This is a genomic window from Yersinia nurmii (genome assembly GCF_001112925.1).
GTDB classification, from domain to species: Bacteria; Pseudomonadota; Gammaproteobacteria; order Enterobacterales; family Enterobacteriaceae; genus Yersinia; species Yersinia nurmii.
This window is the reverse complement of record NZ_CPYD01000012.1, coordinates 110573-126667: the sequence shown is the minus strand read 5'-3', so window position 1 is coordinate 126667 and position 16095 is coordinate 110573. Positions and strand designations below refer to the sequence as shown.

Below are 16095 nucleotides of genomic sequence, written 5' to 3'. Positions count from 1 at the left end.
TTATCCCGCGTTGCCCTTGAGCGGCGCGGGATTCCTCCCTTTGGCGCTAGATAGATTCACCCATGAAACTGATCTGAGGTTTTCGGTGTGTGTATCCCTGTGCGCCAGCTCCTGTTTTTTACACGGTAAAGACGCTAACCTAATGATATAACTGGCAGCTCTGAGGAGGTGAATCATGTGGCAAGCAGTGAATCGTCTACTAAGCGAACAACTCGGCGATGCCGAAGTGCGTGACCGTATCGAACTGCCCGGCGGTGATATTCATCAAGCCTGGCGACTTAGTTATGGTCATACCGATGTGTTCGTCAAATGCGATCGTCGGGAGATGTTGCCTATTTTTACCGCCGAGGCCGATCAGCTCTCCCTGCTCTCACGCAGTAAAACAGTCCGTGTTCCGCAGGTTTACGGCGTTGGAAGCGATCGCGATGACAGCAGCTTCCTGTTACTAGAGTATTTGCCACTCAAACCTCTGGATGTGCACTCAGCCTATTGTTTGGGGCAGCAGTTGGCGCATTTGCATCAATGGAGTGAACAACTACAGTTCGGCCTTGATTTCGATAACGACCTGTCTACCACACCCCAGCCGAACGGATGGCAACGCCGCTGGGCACAATTTTTTGCCGAGCAACGTATTGGCTGGCAATTACAGTTAGCGGCAGAGAAAGGCATGATTTTCGGTGATATTGACGAAATCATTGCCTTAGTTCAGGCAAAATTGCAAAACCACCAGCCGCAACCTTCCCTTTTACACGGCGATCTTTGGCCCGCTAACTGCGCCGCCAGCGCCAATGGTCCCGTTATCTTTGATCCCGCCTGCTATTGGGGTGACAGAGAGTGCGATCTAGCCATGCTACCTCTCTACCCCGACCTTCCGGCTCAAATTTATGATGGTTATCAAAGCGTCTGGCCACTGCCAAGCGGCTTTATTGAACGGCAACCACTGTATCAGCTCTACTATTTATTAAACCGCAGCAACCTATTTGGTGGTCAACATTTGGTTGCCGCGCAAAAAGCGGTAGAACAGCTGTTACACCCAGAATAAGACGCCATTAGCCGTTAAAAAAGCCTGTTCCTCACGGATTCAGGCTTTTTTACTTTAGACGGAGTGCTTATTTCAAGCAAGGCGGTTAGCCAGCGGCCATCGCACCGAGTAGCTGGATAACAAAATAAGCCACCGCGGCGATAACGATTGGCAGAATGTAGAGGGTAAACACTTGCAAGAAAATAGTGTGCCGCGGCACAACGATTTTTTCTTCTAATTGCGCTCGAGTCCGCCCTTCGCTGCCACGGGCCTGCTCCAGAATCAACTGATCTTCAATCCCCTCGCGAATATGTTTGACCTGCCGACTCATCCGAGCGCCAGAAGCCTGTAGTGCCAAACCAACGAAAATCAGCATGTAGATGATAAAGAACATGATATTGGCACCAGAGAACCCCGCATCCAAATTAGGCACCGGCGAGTTATACCAAAATATGTTCAGAAAACCGGTGTTAAAACGGATCATATCGGTCATAACATGGATAAAATCCAACATTACTGCATTTACACCAGCAGTTTTTTCGCTGTAATGATAGACAAAATTAATAACTGAGATCAGCGTCGATAGCAGTGCAGGAATAAATACCAGCCAGCCGGCAATCCTTTTGATCACAGCGACCCGACCAGCCTGTTGATACGTCATGAGTTCCCCTTATGAGTGCCACACTTTATTGGTACAGTTTACCCGTACTTTCTGTCAGGTGTGCAATGATTTCATCGTAATAATCATCGGTCTGCGTCATCCAAGCCTAGCTTATTAATCCCCAGCGAATAGAGGTTCCTATGGGAAAAACCCAATTTATTTATCATTCCAGGCAAATTGGGCGCTGCAAACCCAGTTTCAGGCGGTTTTGCGAAACAACGCGCAGCAATAGTTTTAGCGTAGCGGCAGCACAATGTTACAGTGTGTTTCTCTTATATCTCCAACCGACAGGAGCGATGATTGATGGCTAATCTGCATCCGATAAAAGCCGCTATTTTTGATATGGACGGTTTACTGATTGATTCCGAACCACTTTGGCTCCAAGCCGAGTTAGATATATTCAGTGAACTGGGGCTGGATACCACGTCCAGAGATAAATTGCCCAACACGCTGGGGCTACGCATCGATCTGGTGGTTAAGCTGTGGTACAAAACCCAACCCTGGCAAGGGCTCGACGAAGCGGAAGTATGCCGCCGTATTATTGCCCGCGCTATTGAACTGGTGGAGCAAACCCGCCCTCTACTTCCCGGCGTTGAATACGCGCTGCAACTGTGTCGCCATCAGGGGTTGAAAATCGGTCTGGCGTCAGCGTCCCCATTGGTGATGCAGCAAAAAGTATTAGCCATGTTCGAACTGGAGAAATACTTTGACTGTCTGATGTCTGCAGAACATCTGCCTTACAGCAAACCGCACCCTGAAGTTTATCTGAACGCCGCCGCTGAGCTGGGCGTTGACCCATTAGAATGCGTGACCTTGGAAGATTCGTTTAACGGCATGATAGCGACCAAAGCCGCGCGAATGCGTTCTATTGTCATTCCTGCGGCAGAGCTACGTGAAGATCCTCGCTGGGCGCTGGCAGATATTCAGTTGGATTCGTTAAAAGAACTTCGGGTTGAAGACATTTCTTAACCCACCTTAACGCTTTATTCGGCTGAGGACGATGGCTGAATTCCGGGCAATACGCTCGCTCTCCGCATTAAGGCATCGTACTGATAAGCACTCTCGTTACACCGCCCGATTTAACTGGCTGACTCTGGTTGATCATCTGGCAAATTAAGGGGGAAATTCCCCCTTCACTTCCCATCACTTCATTCACCCCTTCGGAAAACCCTACAAAGCGATCGTCTGTATCACAGGAAATCAGCACGTTTAGGTGAAAAGGTATCGATTAGAATGCTGTTAGCTTCCAGAGACACCGCTCCGTGCATTTCATTTTTTACCGCCCGATAGGCGTCTCCAGCCTTTAAGATGCGTTTTTGTCCGTCAATTTCTACTTCAAAACTTCCCGCTGCCACATAGGCGATTTGGTCATGAATATCATGCTTATGCGCCACACCAATTGCACCTTTATCGAAATGAACGCAAACCATCATTAATTCGTCGCTCCAGGTCATCACTTTTCGCTTGATCCCCTTTCCCAGTACTTCCCACGGTGTTTCGTCATTGATAAAGAACATATGCATCATTGCACCCTCATTAAGTTAAATCGGCCTATCGCAGTTAATCCACGACCAGTTTGTGAATTCTTTTGCATTCTACTGGCATCAAACGTGTAAAACGCGGGGAAAAACCAAAATTCATGACATCACTCAAAAAATAATAAAACATAGTTCCATTTTTATTGAATTAACATCCCACACACACTATTATCCTCAGCATCACCAGAAACGTAGCTGGCTAAAGAAAGAAAAAAGCTTCGTACCAGAAGCCCTTTCCCAACGGCACACTGCGTTTTTCCTACGGGTTTACCCATCTAAGATACTGTTCTGAAAGAGAGGCACTGACATGCAAGTTCGTCAAAGCATTCATAGCGACCACGCCAAACAACTTGATACCGCAGGCCTGCGCCGCGAATTCTTAATTGAAAAGATTTTTGTCGCAGATGATTACACCATGACCTATAGCCACATTGACCGCATCATCGTCGGGGGAATTCTACCTGCGACCAAAACCGTCAGCATTGGGGATGACGTGGGCAAACAGCTGGGCGTGAGCTACTTCCTAGAACGTCGTGAATTGGGCGTGATTAACATCGGTGGGCCGGGCCTGATTGTGGTTGACGGTCAGACTTACGAAATTGCTAACGAAGAAGCGTTGTATGTAGGCAAAGGCGCGAAAAACGTTGAGTTCAGTAGCATAGATAGCACTCAACCGGCAAAGTTTTACTATAACAGCGCACCGGCTCACACCACTTACCCCAACAAAAAAATCACGCTGGCAGAAGCCGCACCGCAAACACTGGGTGACGATGCCACGAGTAACCGCCGTACCATCAACAAATATATCGTGCCGGACGTATTGCCAACCTGCCAACTGACAATGGGTCTGACCAAACTGGCTCCGGGGAACCTATGGAACACTATGCCGTGCCATACCCATGATCGCCGTATGGAAGTGTATTTTTATTTCGATATGGATGAAGAAACGGCCGTATTCCACATGATGGGTCAGCCGCAGGAAACTCGCCATCTGCTCGTTCACAACGAACAAGCCGTCATTTCCCCAAGCTGGTCTATTCACTCAGGTGTTGGTACTAAGCGTTACACCTTCATATGGGGCATGGTGGGCGAAAATCAGGTCTTTGGCGATATGGACCACATCGCGGTGAGTGAACTGCGTTAAAAATTGCCCGAATAGAGAATTAACCGATTGGAGAGCTGGGAAATACCGGTTCTCTTCATGATCTTGCTATCGCGGCCATCAATAAACCGCATGAATAGAGACTTCAGCTATGATTTTAGACTCCTTTGATTTGAAAGGTAAAGTTGCACTGGTAACCGGCTGTGATACCGGTTTGGGCCAAGGTATGGCTATTGGTCTGGCGGAAGCGGGCTGCGATATTGTCGGCGTTAATATTGTTGAACCGCAGGAAACCATTCAGAAAATAACGGCATTAGGCCGCCGTTTTTATAGCTTGACCGCCGATCTTAGCAAGATTGATTGTATTCCGAGCATACTGGAACAAGCAGTCGCTGAATTCGGCAAAATCGATATCTTAGTCAATAATGCCGGAATTATTCGCCGGGAAGACGCTATCAATTTCAGTGAAAAAGACTGGGATGATGTGATGAATGTGAACATCAAAACGGTGTTCTTTATGTCACAGGCAGTGGCCCGCCAATTTATCAAGCAGGAAAGCGGCGGCAAAATCATCAACGTTGCATCAATGTTGTCTTTCCAGGGAGGCGTACGCGTTCCTTCTTATACCGCCTCAAAAAGTGCCGTGATGGGCGTGACCCGATTGCTGGCCAATGAATGGGCGAAATACAACATTAATGTTAATGCTATAGCCCCAGGCTATATGGCGACCAACAATACTCAGCAGTTACGTAAAGATGAAGAACGTAGCAAAGAGATTTTGGATCGTATCCCTGCCGCTCGCTGGGGTTTACCGAGTGATTTGATGGGGCCGGTGGTATTTCTGTCGTCCAACGCCTCAGATTATATTAGTGGCTACACTATCGCCGTGGATGGTGGCTGGTTAGCTCGCTAATTCTGACGAATAAACTTCATAGGCACGGCGCGTAACGCTGTGCTTTTGTGTGGCCTGAATTCAACGGGCGCGAGCTGCCTCACAGCGAAAGCATGATTATGATTACAATCAATACACTAAAGTTGGTGTAAAGATTCTCGCCTGAGCAAAACAATACCCGTCCAGATTAAATTAATTTATTGTTATATATCATAAAGTTAAATCCATCACTTTCAAACCACTTGCAACCCAACACTCACCACATAAAAAAATCAAAACAACGTTCCGACTTCGATCACACTTTTATCATTCGCTCAATGACTCGCCAATAAATCCAAATATAATGTATTGAAACGATGTTTCTATTTATAAGGAACTGTAATTTGGTTCCGCCAAGAGGTTACGGCGATGAATTTTGCAGGCGATATTAAAGGCAGCGAAACAGACATCAAACAGTGGCTGACGGCGATTCGCCAGTATGCAGATTCAGTGCAAACTCTTGGCCAAAGCAAGATTAATCCCACCCCGCTGCTAGCCGACGGTTTCGATGTGGTAACCCATCAGCCAGTGTGCTGGCAATTCGCCGATGGTCGTCGGGTGCCTATTTCAAATTTTGCCAGCCAGCAGAATTGGCTGCGAACCCTGACGGCGCTCAGTCAGGTAACCCGTGACCCACAGTTCCGGCAACGAGCAGAAATCCAAACGCGCTATTTCTTACAGCATGGCGTTCATGCCTCCAGTGGCCTGTTTGCCTGGGGCGGGCATCATTTCTTTCACTTGGATACGCTAAATTCCGAAGGACCAGAATCAAAATCATTGGTGCATGAACTTAAGCACCACCTTCCTTATTATGATTTTTTAGCGGAAATCGATCGGGAATCCACGCTGAATTTCCTGCAAGGATTTTGGCATGCCCATGTTGAAGACTGGAAAACGCTGGATTTAGGTCGCCACGGTGAATACAACAAAACACGAGACCCACAGGTTTTTGCACATCCGCGCCACGATGTTGTCGATCCCGCACTTTGGCCACAATTGCCTGAAACCAAAGGGTTGACCTTTGCCAATGTCGGCACCGATCTGATCTACGCCGCCTTTAAGTATGCCTCCTTCACTGGCGATGATCAGGCTGCGGCTTGGGGAAAACATTTATATCGTCAATACGTTCTGGCTCGTCATCCCGAAACCGGTTTACCTGCCTATCAATTCAGCTCACCGCTACAACGACAACCGATCCCCGCAGATGATAACCAAACTCAGTCCTGGTATGGCGATCGTGCGGCGCGTCAGTTTGGCGCAGAATTTGGCTGTCTGGCGCGAGAAGCCAATGTTTTATTCCGCGATATGCGTCCGCTACTGGTAGATAACCCACTGGCAATGCTGGATATTTTGCGTCAACATCCCGACGTAGAAATGGAAAAATGGGTCATTGAAGGGCTCAAAAATTACTACCGCTTTGCCTATGATCTAAAAAGTAATACTCTACGGCCAATGTGGAGTGACGGTCAGGATATGACTGGCTATATTCTCCTTAGAGACGGTTATTACGGTTCAAAAGGCAGCGAGATCAAATCCTTTCCTTTAAATCCTGATTATTTATTGCCACTGGTACGCGCCTGGCGTTTAACCGACGACGATGAGTTGTTCGACCTCATTAGCGTTATTTTGAAACGCTTAAATCTGGTCGAATTAAAACCGCGACCTTATCGCACTACCTTATTAACCATTGAGCCACCAGCCTCTCCTTATTTACTTTTAGCATTAATAGAACTGGCTCAACATTGCCAGAATCAGCCATTGTTTAATCTCGCCTGGCGAGTGGGGAAAACATTATTTAAACAGCATTACCATAGGGGATTATTTGTTGAGTCTGCACAACATCGCTATGTCCGCATCGATAACCCTATTGCTTTAGCGTTATTAACCTTAATTGCCGCTAAAGAAAATGAATTAGCCGAAGTGCCAGTATTCCTGACTAAAGGTGGATACGTCCATGGGGACTACCAAAGGAATGGCTGCAATAACGTGATTTACGATATCGATTTCATTTACCCGACTCTTTTGAGTTAAACAATTTAGCTTTTTCTTTTAATAAAATAGGTAAGCATTATGAATGAAAACAGAATGCTGGGGTTAGCCTATATCTCTCCCTATATAATAGGATTGATAGTTTTCACGGCATTCCCCTTTGTTTCATCTTTCTTTCTCAGTTTCACTGAATATGACCTTATGAATCCCCCCGTATTTAATGGGATAGAGAATTATCGTCATATGCTAACTGAGGACGATTTATTTTGGAAATCCATGGGCGTAACATTTGCCTATGTATTTCTGACGATTCCATTAAAACTAGCCTTCGCCTTAGGCATTGCATTTGTCCTTAATTTTAAGTTAAGAGGCATTGGCTTCTTTCGCACCGCTTTTTATATTCCATCCATCCTCGGTAGTAGCGTGGCCATTGCGGTACTGTGGCGTGCGTTATTTGCCATCGACGGCTTATTGAATGGCTTTATTGGCGTGCTTGGTTTTGATCCGGTTAACTGGCTCGGAGAGCCTTCTTTGGCGTTAACCTCGGTAACCCTGCTGCGCGTCTGGCAGTTTGGCTCAGCCATGGTTATCTTCCTCGCCGCATTACAAAACGTTCCTCAGTCTCAGTATGAAGCAGCCATGATAGACGGCGCATCTAAGTGGCAAATGTTTATGAAAGTCACGGTGCCATTAATTACACCGGTTATTTTCTTTAACTTTATTATGCAAACCACTCAGGCCTTCCAGGAATTTACCGCCCCTTACGTTATTACCGGCGGCGGACCAACGCACTATACCTATTTATTCTCCCTTTACATTTACGATACCGCATTTAAATATTTCGACATGGGCTACGGCGCCGCATTGGCCTGGATATTATTCCTGGTCGTCGCTTTATTCGCTTCGATAGCCTTTAAATCTTCGAAATATTGGGTGTTCTACTCCGCCGATAAAGGAGGAAAAAATGACTGATATCCAACAAAATCCGCGTTCTCAATCAGAAAGTCTATCAGCTACACAGCAAAGCGCCGCTGAAGAAATTAGCCGGACATTGCGAAAAGAGAAAATAAGCGCGGCACTCCGATATGTGGTGTTAATTATTGTCGGATTATTAATGTTGTATCCATTGTTATGGATGTTCTCAGCGGCATTTAAACCCAATAACGAGATATTCACGACTTTAGGATTATGGCCAGATCACGCAACGAAAGACGGCTTTGTTAATGGTTGGAAAACCGGCACTGAATATAATTTTGGCCATTATATGCTGAACACATTTAAATATGTAATTCCTAAAGTTATTCTGACCATTATTTCCTCTACTATCGTCGCCTACGGTTTTGCCCGCTTCGATATACCGTGGAAAAAGTTCTGGTTCGCTACGTTGATTACCACCATGTTGCTGCCAAGTACCGTGCTATTGATCCCGCAATACATAATGTTTCGCGAAATGGGCATGCTGAACAGTTATTTACCTTTATATTTGCCCTTAGCCTTTGCTACTCAGGGATTCTTCGTCTTTATGCTCATTCAATTCCTGCGCGGCGTACCGCGTGATATGGAAGAAGCGGCGCAAATTGATGGCTGTAATTCCTTCCAGGTGCTGTGGTACGTAGTGGTACCTATTCTGAAACCGGCCATTATCTCCGTCGCCCTATTCCAATTTATGTGGTCAATGAACGACTTTATTGGCCCGCTGATTTATGTCTACAGCGTCGATAAATACCCGATTGCGCTGGCTCTGAAAATGTCTATCGACGTAACGGAAGGCGCTCCGTGGAACGAAATTCTGGCAATGGCGAGTATTTCCATTCTGCCATCCATCATTGTTTTCTTCTTGGCTCAGCGCTATTTCGTGCAGGGCGTCACCAGCAGCGGAATTAAAGGTTAATAGAGGATTTATCATGGCTGAAGTCATCTTCAACAAATTAGGCAAAGTTTATTCCAACGGTTTCAGAGCGGTACACGGTATCGACCTGACTATCCACGACGGCGAATTTATGGTTATCGTCGGGCCGTCTGGCTGTGCAAAATCCACCACTCTGCGTATGTTGGCTGGTCTGGAAACCATCAGCGATGGTGAAGTGCGTATTGGTGATCGGGTGGTTAATAATCTGGCACCAAAATCTCGCGGTATTGCCATGGTGTTTCAGAACTACGCACTATATCCACATATGACTGTGAAAGAAAATCTGGCCTTTGGCTTGAAGCTCAGCAAATTACCAAAAGAACAAATTGAAACTCAGGTTAGCGAAGCAGCCAAAATTCTGGAATTAGAAGATTTATTGGATCGGCTGCCCCGCCAACTTTCTGGTGGGCAAGCTCAGCGCGTTGCCGTGGGGCGTGCCATTGTAAAAAAACCAGATGTATTCTTATTTGATGAACCGCTATCGAACCTCGATGCTAAATTGCGAGCATCAATGCGCATCCGTATTTCCGATTTGCATAAACAATTGAAGAAAAGCGGTAAAGCAGCTACCACGGTTTATGTCACACACGACCAAACCGAGGCCATGACCATGGGTGACAGAATCTGCGTGATGAAACTGGGTCATATTATGCAGGTCGATACGCCAGACAATTTGTATCACTATCCGGTCAATATGTTTGTCGCCGGTTTTATTGGCGCGCCGGAAATGAATATTAAGCCGAGTAAATTAGTGGAAACCGATGGGCAAATTGGCCTGACGGTGGGTCAATATACGTTGGTATTAAATCCTTCCCAACAAAGAAAAGTAGCGGCACACAGCGGAGAAAAAGTTTTCTTCGGCGTGCGTCCGGAATTTATTCGTATGTCACAAACGCCTTTCACCACCCATCACTCCCAGGGTGAATTAGTACGGGTAGAAAATATGGGGCATGAGTTTTTTATGTACGTCAAAGTCGATGACTTCGAGTTGACCTGTCGTCTGCCTTCTGATGAAGCTCGTCCCATTATTGAGAACGGACTGCATCGTACCGTTTATTTCCAGTTTGATATGGATAAATGCCATATCTTTAATGCAAAAACAGAAAAAAACATCTCTCTTTAACAGGAGCAGTACCCAATGAAAAAAGCGATCCTACACACGCTGATAGCTTCTACTCTGGCACTATTATCACACCAGGCTTTTGCTCAGGATGAGGTGAATCTTCGTATGTCTTGGTGGGGCGGTAATGGCCGCCATCAAGTCACGCTAAAAGCTTTGGAGGAATTCCATAAGCAGCATCCGAATATTAATGTTAAAGCCGAATATACCGGTTGGGACGGTCACCTTTCTCGTTTAACCACGCAAATTGCCGGTGGTACTGAACCGGATGTGATGCAAACCAACTGGAACTGGCTACCGATTTTCTCTAAAGACGGTGGAGGCTTCTACGATTTATTTAAAGTCAAAGACACGTTAGATTTGGCTCAGTTCGATCCCAAAGAATTACAGCAAACTACGGTTAACGGTAAACTAAACGGTATTCCGATTTCTGTTACCGCCCGAATCTTCTATTTTAACGATGAAACCTGGAAAAATGCGGGTCTGGAATATCCCAAAAATTGGGACGAACTGCTAGCCGCAGGAGCCGTATTTAAAGAAAAACTTGGCAACCAATATTACCCAGTTGTTTTAGAGCATCAGGATACGCTGGCGTTAATTCGCTCTTATATGACGCAAAAATACGATATTCCAACGATTGACGAAGCCAACAAAAAATTTGCCTATAGCAAAGAACAATGGGTGGAATTCTTTACTCTGTATAAAAAAATGGTAGATAGCCATGTAATGCCTTCGACTAAATACTATGCATCCTTTGGTAAAAGTAATATGTACGAAATGAAACCCTGGATTAACGGAGAGTGGGCCGGTACATATATGTGGAACTCCACCATTAATAAATACTCCGACAACCTGAAAAAACCAGCTAAATTGGTGTTAGGTCCCTACCCAATGCTGCCAGGTGCCAAAGATGCCGGCTTATTCTTTAAACCTGCGCAAATGCTTTCTATCGGTAAATCCACCAAATATCCGAAAGAAAGTGCCATTCTGATTAACTTCCTGCTAAACAGCAAAGAAGGCGTGGAAGCGCTTGGGTTGGAACGCGGCGTGCCGCTTAGCGCGACGGCGGTTGAACAGTTACGCACCAGCGGTACTATTCAAGATACCGATCCGTCCGTATCTGGCCTGAATATGGCATTAGCTTTGCCGCACGAAATGAAAACCTCACCTTATTTCGATGATCCACAAATTGTTTCTTTATTCGGCGACGCCATTCAATACATCGATTATGGTCAAAAAACCGTAGAGGAAACTGCAGAATACTTTAATCGTCAGGGTGACAGAATTTTAAAACGCGCCATGCGATAAATCCAAGAAAAATGCACCAAACTCGCCCTGCCATTTATTTGGCGGGGTTTTTCTGTTTAGAAGAAATATCATCAAAAACAATCAATTAGATCATCATCACAACTTTAAAATGTATTTATTCCATTAGGGAACAATAACGATCTCGATCACAAAAATTATTTAAATTATAAATAGAATATAAAACCACAATAAATGAAACGATGTTTCTTTTTAAGAATGTATTCTTTATTGATGAAAGAAAAATACATCACTCAGGGATTATAAAAATGAAATTTAAATTAATTACTCTGGCAATGGCATCAGTTATCAGTTTCAGCTCTGTGGCAACAACAATCGATTATCGTCATGAAATGCTGGATAGCGGTTCGAACGATCATAAAGATCGTCTGCTTTTCTCTAATCGTTTCGCTAACGGCTTTGGTCTTTCTTTAGAAGGCAAATGGCGACAACACAGTTCAGACAACACCACAAACAAACCTTTTCATGAACAGGTCAGTAATGGTACCGAAGTGGTAGCCAGCTACGTATATAAATTTAACAAGACCTTCCAGTTGGAACCGGGCTTCTCTCTGGAATCCTCATCAGACAGCAATAACTACCGGCCATATTTGCGCGGCAAAGTTGCTTTTACTGACGATTTCTCTACGTCTCTACGCTATCGCCCTTATTACAAGCGTAACCAGCCTTCCACCAAAGATACCGAGAAAGGCCATCAGTTCACTCTGTTATTTGCCTATAGCTTCCTGAAAGATTACTCCGTCGAATATGAGTTGGATTACAAAAAATCCGAGGACAAGATTCTGGCAAATAATGAAAAGTATGATTGGAGTCATGATGTCAAACTGGCCTACAAATGGGATAAAAACTGGAAGCCCTATGTGGCTATCGGCAATGTTTCTGGCAGCAGCCTGACCGACGAACGCCAGACCCGTTTCCGCATGGGGGTGCAGTACACCTTCTGATCGTCGTTATAACCTGATTACCGTTATAACCTCGGTATGTCCGATTTGATTTAATACTCATCATTATTATTGCAGTAACTGTCGCTGCAAACCTGTTACCCGTGTTTGGGGAAAATCTGACTCCCAGTCGCATTTCCCCATTTTTTTCACCTGCCATTTCCTGTAGTATCCGCCGCCCCGCCACACGCCAGCTGTGGATTGTCTGAAAAAACAACATTCACTTTAAAATCACTCCTAATGTGACATTTAGTTACAGCGTAACGGCTATCTTCACCTAGAAAAATCCCATATACTGGATATATTAACAGTTATAAGTTGGGACGTTTGTATGACCGCGGAAGGGCATTTGATTTTTTCTGTCGCCTGCGCAATTTTTGCCAAAAAAGCAGGGTTAACTCCCGAGCTCACACACGGGGACTGGTGGCACATAATACCGGGCGCCCTTTTGACGTCTCTACTACCTGATATTGATCATCCCCGCTCTGTTCTGGGGCAACGCTTGAAGTGGATTTCCGCACCTATTGCACGGATTTTTGGCCATCGCGGTTTTACCCACAGTTTATTAGCGATCCTCGGTGGGATCGCACTATTTCAGCTTGAAATTCCCCGCAGTTGGTTTATCCCACCTGACGTCATGCATGCAATGATCGTCGGCTATTTCAGCCATTTATTGGCGGATATGCTGACACCTGCTGGCGTACCACTGCTGTGGCCATGCCGTTGGCGTTTTCGCCTACCGCTGCTCAATTCGCAAAAAGGGAACCAGCTAGAACGCGTGTTTTGCGTACTGTTAGTCTGCTACGCCGTTTACTGGCAGAGCGACCGCTCATTTCCCGTCCAATCTTATGTTGAGCAATTGAAGAGTTTTAGACTCTGATCACAATTAATTGCCGAAATTATCACCCCAACGCATGTATTTTATACAAAATAGCGTAAAAAATTATATTAAATTCTTTTTGGATATAAGTGAGCCAACTAAGTAACTGTTAGGATAGTCGGCTTCGCGGCCTATTAAGGTCAGCAATATAAATAGAATACGCAAAAAGTATTCATAATAGAATTTTGGAGATTTGGGGATGAACCTACCACTCGTAATTAATGTGGCGATTTTTGTCGCATTGCTGTTGCTATTGGCACAAACCCGCCACAAACAGTGGAGCCTGGCCAAAAAAGTTCTGGCCGGACTGGCATTAGGCGTGGTGTTCGGCCTCGGCCTGCATTTGGTGTATGGCTCTGACGACCCGGTAATGAAAGAATCTATTACCTGGTTCAATATCGTCGGTAACGGTTATGTACAATTACTGCAGATGATCGTGATGCCTTTGGTATTTGCGTCCATTTTAAGTGCTGTTGCTAAGCTGCATAATGCTGCATCGCTGGGGAAAATCAGTTTCCTGTCTATCGGCACCCTGCTGTTCACTACCATGATTGCGGCGTTGGTCGGTGTATTTGTCACCAACCTGTTCGGTTTGACCGCTGAAGGTCTGGTTCAGGGCACTCAGGAAGCGGCTCGCCTAAGCGCGATTGAAAGCAATTATCTGGGCAAGGTTTCAGATCTGAGCGTGCCTCAACTGATTCTGTCCTTTATCCCGAAAAATCCGTTTGCCGATTTAACCGGTGCAAACCCAACTTCGATTATCAGCGTAGTTATCTTTGCGACTCTGCTGGGGATTGCTTCACTGCAATTGCTGAAAGACGACGTTGAAAAAGGTAAACGCGTACTGGTTGCTATCGATACCCTGCAATCCTGGGTGATGAAACTGGTTCGCCTGGTTATGAAACTGACCCCATACGGCGTTCTGGCATTGATGACCAAAGTTGTCGCCGGTTCTAACGTTCAGGATATTATCAAGCTGGGCAGTTTCGTCGTAGCTTCGTATCTTGGTCTGGCTATCATGTTCGTGGTTCACGGTCTGTTGATTGCCTTTACCGGTATCAACCCACTGAAATTTTTCAAAAAAGTTTGGCCGGTGCTGACATTTGCCTTCACGAGCCGTTCCAGTGCTGCCAGCATCCCGTTGAGTGTGGAAGCACAAACTCGCCGTCTGGGCATCCCTGAATCTATAGCCAGCTTCTCTGCTTCCTTCGGCGCAACTATTGGCCAAAACGGCTGTGCCGGGTTGTATCCGGCTATGCTGGCAGTGATGGTGGCTCCAACCGTGGGTATTAACCCACTGGATCCGGTTTGGATTGCAACGTTGGTCGGTATGGTCACCGTCAGTTCCGCAGGCGTAGCCGGTGTGGGTGGCGGCGCGACCTTTGCAGCCTTGATTGTGCTGCCAGCGATGGGTCTGCCGGTAACGCTGGTTGCACTGTTAATCTCCGTTGAGCCTTTGATTGATATGGGCCGTACCGCATTGAACGTAAGCGGTTCTATGACTGCCGGAACCATTACCAGCCAGCTGATGAAACAAACTGACAAAGAGATTCTAAACAGTGATGATGAGGTGGAATTAGCGCACCGCTAAACGTCTCACTATCGTAATCAATCAAAAAGCCGGGCAGCTAAACTGTCCGGCTTTTTCAATTCTGTTTCGCTTGGTTTTATCAAACCAGATTAACTACGGTACTTTTCCACCAGAGCCTGTGCGATGGCCAGGGTTTCCACATCCGGTACGCCGCTGAAATCGCTGGCGCGGAAGTGCATCTGGAAGGCCGCTATCACCTTCAAGGTTTCCTCATCCAGTTCACCGGTTAGCGGGATTTTATACCCATAAGTGGCTAACGCTTTTTGAATAGACTCAACCGGCACCCGTTCGTGTTTATCTCGACCATCAATCAGTTCCTGAACCCGCTCTTCATCTGGCCAGGCGCCAATGCCAGCGTCATATAAACGTTTCCACGGGAAATACGGGCCGGGATCGGACTTTCTCTGTGGAGCAATATCGCTATGCGCCACGACATCTGTCGGAGCAATATTATAACGGGCAACAATGTCCTTCCCCAGCCGCTCAATCAATTCAATCTGGTTTTCGTTAAACGGATACCACTTACGCCCTGTCAACGCCTCTGTATAGCCCAGATTAACGATTTCTACGCCTATCGAGGTATCATTCAGGTTGGTACGCCCTTGCCATTCGCTGACCCCAGCATGCCAAGCGCGTTTATCTTCGGGAACCAGTTGCAGTACCACCGGTTTGCCACCTGCTTTACGCGGATGTTCCGTCACCAGATAATGCGCACTAACCTGTTCCTGAGTCAGCAATCGCAGGGATTCCGCATCGTCAACCGCCGTATAGTGGAAAACTAGAAAGCGCACCCGATCGTTCTGCCCCACCGCCGGATGAGTGGTATCTACCTGATAATCACCGCGATCGATCAATTTATGCGGGCTACTGCTACACCCAGCCAAAAGCAGCAACAGCGCCGCCGGCACCAATTTTCTCATCATTCACACTCCCTGTCGTTTGATAAAGTCGGTTTACAGTAACTGATGTAAACTAAATGGTATGTAAACGATACATTCTGCATAAGTATCATTTGCACTATAAGAATTTACCATCTTGTGGCAAACCAGCAAAAAAAACGGCCCCTGAATCAGGAGCCGCTAGATT

15 protein-coding genes are annotated in these 16095 nt (G+C 46.1%); 12 read left to right on the top strand and 3 right to left on the bottom strand.

Annotated features, from left to right (window positions below):
- The first annotated feature begins 175 nt into the window (after positions 1-175).
- Positions 176-1042: a fructosamine kinase family protein gene (locus AD970_RS14825; RefSeq protein ID WP_049600635.1), complete on the top strand. Its 867-nt coding sequence runs from the start codon at positions 176-178 to the stop codon at positions 1040-1042.
- An 85-nt stretch (positions 1043-1127) separates the two neighbouring features.
- On the opposite strand, the gene AD970_RS14820 is transcribed toward AD970_RS14825, so the two are convergent.
- Entirely contained in the window at positions 1128-1682 is a 555-nt protein-coding gene (locus AD970_RS14820; RefSeq protein WP_049600633.1) for a YniB family protein, read from the bottom strand.
- 303 nt (positions 1683-1985) lie between these two features.
- Between AD970_RS14820 and hxpB the strand changes: the two genes are divergently transcribed.
- A complete protein-coding gene (gene hxpB, locus AD970_RS14815) occupies positions 1986-2651 on the top strand; it encodes a hexitol phosphatase HxpB (protein WP_049600631.1) in 666 nt (221 codons plus the stop codon).
- Between the two features lie 221 nt (positions 2652-2872).
- On the opposite strand, the gene AD970_RS14810 is transcribed toward hxpB, so the two are convergent.
- On the bottom strand, positions 2873-3205 hold the full coding sequence (locus AD970_RS14810; protein WP_049600703.1) for a cupin domain-containing protein: 333 nt from the start codon (positions 3203-3205) through the stop codon (positions 2873-2875).
- Positions 3206-3527: 322 nt separating this feature from the next.
- Here AD970_RS14810 and kduI point away from each other — a divergent pair, with 322 nt between their 5' ends.
- The 10 genes from kduI to AD970_RS14760 all read left to right on the top strand — a co-directional run bounded on the left by kduI (position 3528) and on the right by AD970_RS14760 (position 15009).
- Complete coding sequence (kduI, locus tag AD970_RS14805) at positions 3528-4364, top strand: 5-dehydro-4-deoxy-D-glucuronate isomerase (RefSeq protein WP_049600628.1); 837 nt, start codon at positions 3528-3530, stop codon at positions 4362-4364.
- Positions 4365-4473: 109 nt separating this feature from the next.
- Positions 4474-5235, top strand: coding sequence for a 2-dehydro-3-deoxy-D-gluconate 5-dehydrogenase KduD (gene kduD, locus AD970_RS14800; RefSeq protein WP_049600625.1), 762 nt, complete (start codon positions 4474-4476; stop codon positions 5233-5235).
- A gap of 387 nt (positions 5236-5622) precedes the next feature.
- Positions 5623-7284 (top strand): pectate lyase, encoded by a 1662-nt coding sequence (locus AD970_RS14795; RefSeq protein WP_049600622.1) that lies wholly within the window; start codon positions 5623-5625, stop codon positions 7282-7284.
- A 39-nt stretch (positions 7285-7323) separates the two neighbouring features.
- On the top strand, positions 7324-8214 hold the full coding sequence (locus AD970_RS14790; protein ID WP_049600619.1) for a carbohydrate ABC transporter permease: 891 nt from the start codon (positions 7324-7326) through the stop codon (positions 8212-8214).
- Positions 8207-9133, top strand: a complete 927-nt coding sequence (locus tag AD970_RS14785) for a carbohydrate ABC transporter permease (RefSeq protein ID WP_049600616.1) — start codon at positions 8207-8209, stop codon at positions 9131-9133. Before AD970_RS14790 ends, AD970_RS14785 begins: the two co-directional genes overlap by 8 nt.
- A gap of 13 nt (positions 9134-9146) precedes the next feature.
- Positions 9147-10274 (top strand): ABC transporter ATP-binding protein, encoded by a 1128-nt coding sequence (locus tag AD970_RS14780; RefSeq protein WP_049600613.1) that lies wholly within the window; start codon positions 9147-9149, stop codon positions 10272-10274.
- A 15-nt stretch (positions 10275-10289) separates the two neighbouring features.
- Complete coding sequence (locus AD970_RS14775) at positions 10290-11579, top strand: ABC transporter substrate-binding protein (protein ID WP_049600610.1); 1290 nt, start codon at positions 10290-10292, stop codon at positions 11577-11579.
- Between the two features lie 266 nt (positions 11580-11845).
- Positions 11846-12541: an oligogalacturonate-specific porin KdgM family protein gene (locus AD970_RS14770; RefSeq protein ID WP_049600607.1), complete on the top strand. Its 696-nt coding sequence runs from the start codon at positions 11846-11848 to the stop codon at positions 12539-12541.
- A 328-nt stretch (positions 12542-12869) separates the two neighbouring features.
- The gene (locus AD970_RS14765) at positions 12870-13418 is read left to right on the top strand and encodes a metal-dependent hydrolase (protein ID WP_049600604.1); all 549 of its coding nucleotides are present in this window, start codon (positions 12870-12872) and stop codon (positions 13416-13418) included.
- Between the two features lie 199 nt (positions 13419-13617).
- A complete protein-coding gene (locus AD970_RS14760) occupies positions 13618-15009 on the top strand; it encodes an L-cystine transporter (RefSeq protein ID WP_049600602.1) in 1392 nt (463 codons plus the stop codon).
- Positions 15010-15098: 89 nt separating this feature from the next.
- On the opposite strand, the gene AD970_RS14755 is transcribed toward AD970_RS14760, so the two are convergent.
- Positions 15099-15929: an N-acetylmuramoyl-L-alanine amidase gene (locus tag AD970_RS14755; protein ID WP_049600701.1), complete on the bottom strand. Its 831-nt coding sequence runs from the start codon at positions 15927-15929 to the stop codon at positions 15099-15101.
- Positions 15930-16095: the final 166 nt, after the last annotated feature.

What these genes read in the sequence shown, in the direction of transcription:
- AD970_RS14825 (WP_049600635.1), top strand. Translation starts at nt 176, where the DNA reads ATGTGGCAAGCAGTGAATCGTCTACTAAGCGAACAACTCGGCGATGCC.
- AD970_RS14820 (WP_049600633.1), bottom strand. Translation starts at nt 1,682, where the DNA reads ATGACGTATCAACAGGCTGGTCGGGTCGCTGTGATCAAAAGGATTGCC.
- hxpB (WP_049600631.1), top strand. Translation starts at nt 1,986, where the DNA reads ATGGCTAATCTGCATCCGATAAAAGCCGCTATTTTTGATATGGACGGT.
- AD970_RS14810 (WP_049600703.1), bottom strand. Translation starts at nt 3,205, where the DNA reads ATGCATATGTTCTTTATCAATGACGAAACACCGTGGGAAGTACTGGGA.
- kduI (WP_049600628.1), top strand. Translation starts at nt 3,528, where the DNA reads ATGCAAGTTCGTCAAAGCATTCATAGCGACCACGCCAAACAACTTGAT.
- kduD (WP_049600625.1), top strand. Translation starts at nt 4,474, where the DNA reads ATGATTTTAGACTCCTTTGATTTGAAAGGTAAAGTTGCACTGGTAACC.
- AD970_RS14795 (WP_049600622.1), top strand. Translation starts at nt 5,623, where the DNA reads ATGAATTTTGCAGGCGATATTAAAGGCAGCGAAACAGACATCAAACAG.
- AD970_RS14790 (WP_049600619.1), top strand. Translation starts at nt 7,324, where the DNA reads ATGAATGAAAACAGAATGCTGGGGTTAGCCTATATCTCTCCCTATATA.
- AD970_RS14785 (WP_049600616.1), top strand. Translation starts at nt 8,207, where the DNA reads ATGACTGATATCCAACAAAATCCGCGTTCTCAATCAGAAAGTCTATCA.
- AD970_RS14780 (WP_049600613.1), top strand. Translation starts at nt 9,147, where the DNA reads ATGGCTGAAGTCATCTTCAACAAATTAGGCAAAGTTTATTCCAACGGT.
- AD970_RS14775 (WP_049600610.1), top strand. Translation starts at nt 10,290, where the DNA reads ATGAAAAAAGCGATCCTACACACGCTGATAGCTTCTACTCTGGCACTA.
- AD970_RS14770 (WP_049600607.1), top strand. Translation starts at nt 11,846, where the DNA reads ATGAAATTTAAATTAATTACTCTGGCAATGGCATCAGTTATCAGTTTC.
- AD970_RS14765 (WP_049600604.1), top strand. Translation starts at nt 12,870, where the DNA reads ATGACCGCGGAAGGGCATTTGATTTTTTCTGTCGCCTGCGCAATTTTT.
- AD970_RS14760 (WP_049600602.1), top strand. Translation starts at nt 13,618, where the DNA reads ATGAACCTACCACTCGTAATTAATGTGGCGATTTTTGTCGCATTGCTG.
- AD970_RS14755 (WP_049600701.1), bottom strand. Translation starts at nt 15,929, where the DNA reads ATGAGAAAATTGGTGCCGGCGGCGCTGTTGCTGCTTTTGGCTGGGTGT.